The sequence below is a fragment of the Nocardia sp. CC201C genome, from assembly GCF_030010695.1.
GTDB classification, from domain to species: domain Bacteria; phylum Actinomycetota; class Actinomycetes; order Mycobacteriales; family Mycobacteriaceae; genus Nocardia; species Nocardia otitidiscaviarum.
Map to the genome: position 1 here is coordinate 1 of NZ_JASCXP010000520.1, position 4,354 is coordinate 4,354.

The window sequence follows — 4,354 nt, forward strand, 5'->3', positions numbered from 1 at the left end:
CGGTCGCCGTGGCGGCGCGCCGCCGCGAGCCAGGGTTCGTGCAGCAGGCCGGTGGGCAGGTCGGCGCGAGTGTCGTTGACCGCCTGCCGGATTCGCTCCTGATCGGCGGGCAGCGGATACGGCGGGCCGATGTCGGCGGGTCCGGTCAGCAGTGCCGCGAACATGTCGAACGCGGCCTCGGCGAGTCCGTCCGGGAACACCCCCTCGCGGACATCCCAGCTGACGAGCATGGTGTCGTCCTGCTCCACGGCCTGGCAGTCGATCCACACCTGCGGGGTCTGGCTGATGCCGTACCGCACCTCGGTGCCGCCGCCCAGCACACCCGTGAAAACCACCGGCATGAGTGCCCGCCCGCTGTCGGTGGCGTCGCTGGCCGCCCGGCGGCCGAGTTCGCGCAGCACCTCCACCCCGGAGTAGAGCCGGTGGTCGATATCGGACAGCAGCCTGGCGCCCAGTCGGCGCGCCCGTTCGACCAGCGGCACCGGCTCGGTGAGATCGACCTCCAGCAGGTTGACCGAGGTGAAATCACCGACCAGGGCGCAGACCTGCTCGTGCAGGGCAAGGCGGTTCTGCAACGGCATATTGATGGTGAACCGCTGGTTGCGGCTCCACCGTCCGATGGCTTCGGCGTACGCGGCGAGCACCAGGGCCGAGGTGGTGACGCCGTGCGCGGCCGCACTGTCGCGAACCGTAGGGATTCGCCGCTGGAGCCGGTGGAAGCGGACGGAGGACTCGGATCCTCCACCATCGGCGGCCAGCGGCAGTTCCGGGGCGGGCGGCAGGTCGGCGAGCCGGTCCAGCCAGTAGTCGCGGTGCTCGGCGTAGTCGGGACCGTCCCGCAGGGCGCGCTGGGCGAGTACGTAGTCGCGGAACGAGATATCGATCGGCGGCAGCGGCTCACCGCGCAGCAGGGCCAGCAGTTCGCCCACCAGCAGTTGCACACTCGCGAAATCGGCGATGAGCAGATCGACCGAGATGTGCAGCAGCCAGCCCGGGGTCAGGCACAGTGTGTGCAGCGGCCAGTGCGCGGCGTCGTAGCGGGCGTGGCTCAGTTCGGCGCGTACCCGTTCCGCCGAGTCGTCGCGGCGCACCCGCACCGGCGGCACCTCGGGCAGGACCCGCTGGGTTCCGGTGGTCGGGTCGACGACCGCGCGCAGCATGTCGTGGCGGCGAACGAGTTCGGCCCAGGCCGCCTGGACCGCCTCCGGATCCACGTCGCCGAGCCAGACTTCGAGGTAGCCGTGGCAGGAGACGCCGCCGTACTCGAACGCGTCCGTCTGGCCGAGCAGGTAGGCCGACTGCACATCGGTGAGCGGGAACGGTTCGAAGCGCTGCTCCGGGGCGGGTGTCAGGGTGCGCTGCGCGGACAGCAGGGCGATGACCTCGTCGCGGTGCCGTTTCAATGTCTGCTTGTCCGCGTCGGTGAAGACTCCGGCCGGGGCGCGGTAGCGCAATGCGCCCTCCTCGGTCCACAATTCGATGCCGAGGCGGCGCAGGCGCGCGATCAGCTGGGCCGGATCGGCGTCGGCCGCAACGGTATCGGCGGGACGGGTGTCGGTTGGGCTGTTCACAGCTCCCCTTCCTCGATTCGCCGGGTGTCGATGAACCCCGCGAGGTCGGCAATGGTCGGCGCGGAGAACACTTCGCGCAGGGTCAGGCGAATGCCGTGCTCTCGGCGCAGGCGTTCGGTGAGGCGGGTGACGATGAGGCTGTCGCAGCCGAGTGCGAAGAAGTTGTCGTCGCGGCCCGGTGTCACCCGCAGCAGTTCGCCGAGCAGTACGGCGAGCAGTGTCTCGGTGGGGCCGGTCGGCGGGTCCACGGTGATCTCGTGATCGAAGTCCGCGAGCGCCCGCCGGTCGACCTTGCCGTTGGCGGTCAGCGGCAGCGCGTCCAGCACCACGAGCGCGTGCGGCACCGCGTACGCCGGCAGCAGGCCGCGCAGATGTTCGCGCAGCGCATCGGTGTCCGGCGCCGGGCCGTCGAGGTGGGGTACGACGAATCCGGCCAATCGCCGCCGCGTCCGCGCACCCGTCGCCACGGCGACACCGTCGGCGACGCCGGGGTACGACGCCAAGGCCGATTCGATCTCGCCGAGTTCGATGCGGTGACCACGGATCTTGACCTGGTGGTCGGTGCGGCCGAGGAATTCGAGGGTGCCGTCGGCCCAGAACCGGCCCCGGTCCCCCGTCCGGTACCAGCGCACACCGTCGTGCGGGACGAACTTCGCGGCGGTCAGCTCCGGGTCGCCCCGGTAGCCGCGCGCCACGCCCGCCCCGCCGATCCACAGTTCGCCCGCGACCCAGTCCGGGCAGTCGCGGCCGAGGTCGTCCACGACGCGATAGCGCTGTCCGCGCAGCGCGTGACCGTAGGGGATCGAGGTCCAGTGCTCCGGAACCTCGTGCACCTCACAGGCATTGGACCAGATGGCGGCCTCGGTCGCGCCACCGAGGGCGACGAATCGGCAGTCGGGTGCGACGGCGTGCAGCCGAGCGGGTGAGTCCAGGTTCACCCAGTCGCCGGACACCAGGACCAGCCGCAGTGACAACGTCGCCGTGTCGGTGGCGGCCAGCAGCATGTCCAGCAGGGTCGGGACGGTGTTCCACACGGTGACGCGGTGCTCGCTCACCAGCCGCGACCAGGTCCGTGCGTCGCGGCGCGCGTCCTCGTCGATCAGCACCAGTGTGCCGCCGACCGACAGCAGACCGAAGATGTCGTACACCGACAGGTCGAAATCGAGTGCGGAGACGGCGAGTACGCGGTCACGGGAGTCCACGCCGTAGCGTTCGTTGATATCGGTGACGGTGTTGTACGCGGCGGCGTGGGTCATCTCCACGCCCTTCGGCTCCCCCGTCGAACCGGAGGTGTAGATGACATAGGCCAGCGCGTCGGGCGCCGTCGGCACCGGTGCCGCCGCGGGCGCGGGGGCGAGGAACCGTGCGATATCGTCGATCACGATATCGGCACCGGCGGCGGTGAGCACCCGCTCCCGTCGCGCCGCGGGCTGGTCGACGCCGATCGGCAGGTAGGCCGAACCGGCCGCGAGAACACCGAGCACCGCGGCGATCTGATCGGGGCCCTTCGGCAGCGATATGGCGATCACCTGGTGCGGCGGCAGCGTCGCGGCGATGCGCAGGGCGCGGTCGGTCAGCTCGCCGTAGGTGACCTCGCCGCCCTCGTGGACGAGCGCCACGGCGTCCGGCCGTTGCGCGAAGCAGGCATCGTGCAGGAGGCCGTGCCGTGCTCGTCCGGGGCCGATGCCGCGGTCGGGCGCGACGGGCGACGAGACCGTGGTCGCGGCCCGGTCGCCCAGCTCCCGCACCAGCTCTTCGAACGCCTGGAACAACGCGGGAACCGTTCCCTCGCAGAACAGTTCGTCCACCGTATCGAGGGCGTACGCCAGCCCGCCGTCCGCCTCGTGGACCTGGAGGTCCATCCAGACCTGCGGCGTCTGCGAGATCGCCCACACCTTCTCGCCGAAGCCGGAGGGGTCCAGTGACAGCCCGTCCTCGGCCACCCCGAGCGCACTGGTGAACACGACCGGGAAACCGACCTGTTCACCGTGATGGCGGGCGAGTTCACGCAGCACCCACATGGGTGAGACGTCGCGGTGGTCGAGATCGGTCCACATGCGCTCGTGCAGCCGCCTGGCGGAGTCGAGAATCGTGGCCGCGCTGCGGAATTCGGTGAACAGCAGGGAGGTGAAATCGCCCAGCACCCGATTGATGTGCGGGTGCGCCGCGGCGCGGTCGAACAGGGTGACATTGACGGTGATGTCGGGACGGCCCGACCATCGGGCCAGCACCTCGCCGTAGCAGGCGAGCAGCAGCGTCGTCGGGGTGAGACCCTCCGCGCGGGCCGTGCGCCGCAGCCTGTCCCACGCGTCGGCCGACAGCCGACCGGAGCGGCGCACGAAGCGCGGCACGCCCACGGTGGCCGGATCCACCCGCAGCGGCGGGCTCGGTGCGGGCGGCAGTTGGGGAATCCGGTCCAGCCAGTACCGGCGGGACTCCTCTCCCGCCGCGGGCCGGATCTGGATCATGTAGTCGCGGAAGGAGACCTCGATCGGCGCGAGTTCGACGTCCGGATTCCGGTAGAGCAGATCCAGTTCGGAGAACAGGATCATCATGCTCAGCCCGTCCAGCACGATATTGTCCAGGCTGATGCCGACGCGGCCGTCGGAGCCCAGTCGCACGTCGAACAGCGGCCAGGTGTGCGGATCGAGCACCTGATGGGACATGAGTGCGCGAATATCGCCGTCCGCCCGCCGCATTCGCCACTCCGGCAGGTCGGCGACCCGCAGGATCCGCTGATTGCCGTCGGCGTCGAAGACCGCCCGCAGCATCTCGTGGGGGGG

At 70.5% G+C, this 4,354-nt stretch carries 2 protein-coding genes; both read right to left on the minus strand.

The window, feature by feature from the left end; translation table 11 throughout:
- Nucleotides 1-1,571, minus strand: a 1,571-nt coding sequence (locus tag QK444_RS33095; protein ID WP_282785978.1) for a condensation domain-containing protein, incomplete at its 3' end; no start/stop codon positions are given.
- Nucleotides 1,568-4,354, minus strand: a 2,787-nt coding sequence (locus QK444_RS33100) for an amino acid adenylation domain-containing protein (RefSeq protein ID WP_282785979.1), incomplete at its 5' end; no start/stop codon positions are given. The genes QK444_RS33095 and QK444_RS33100, both read right to left, overlap by 4 nt.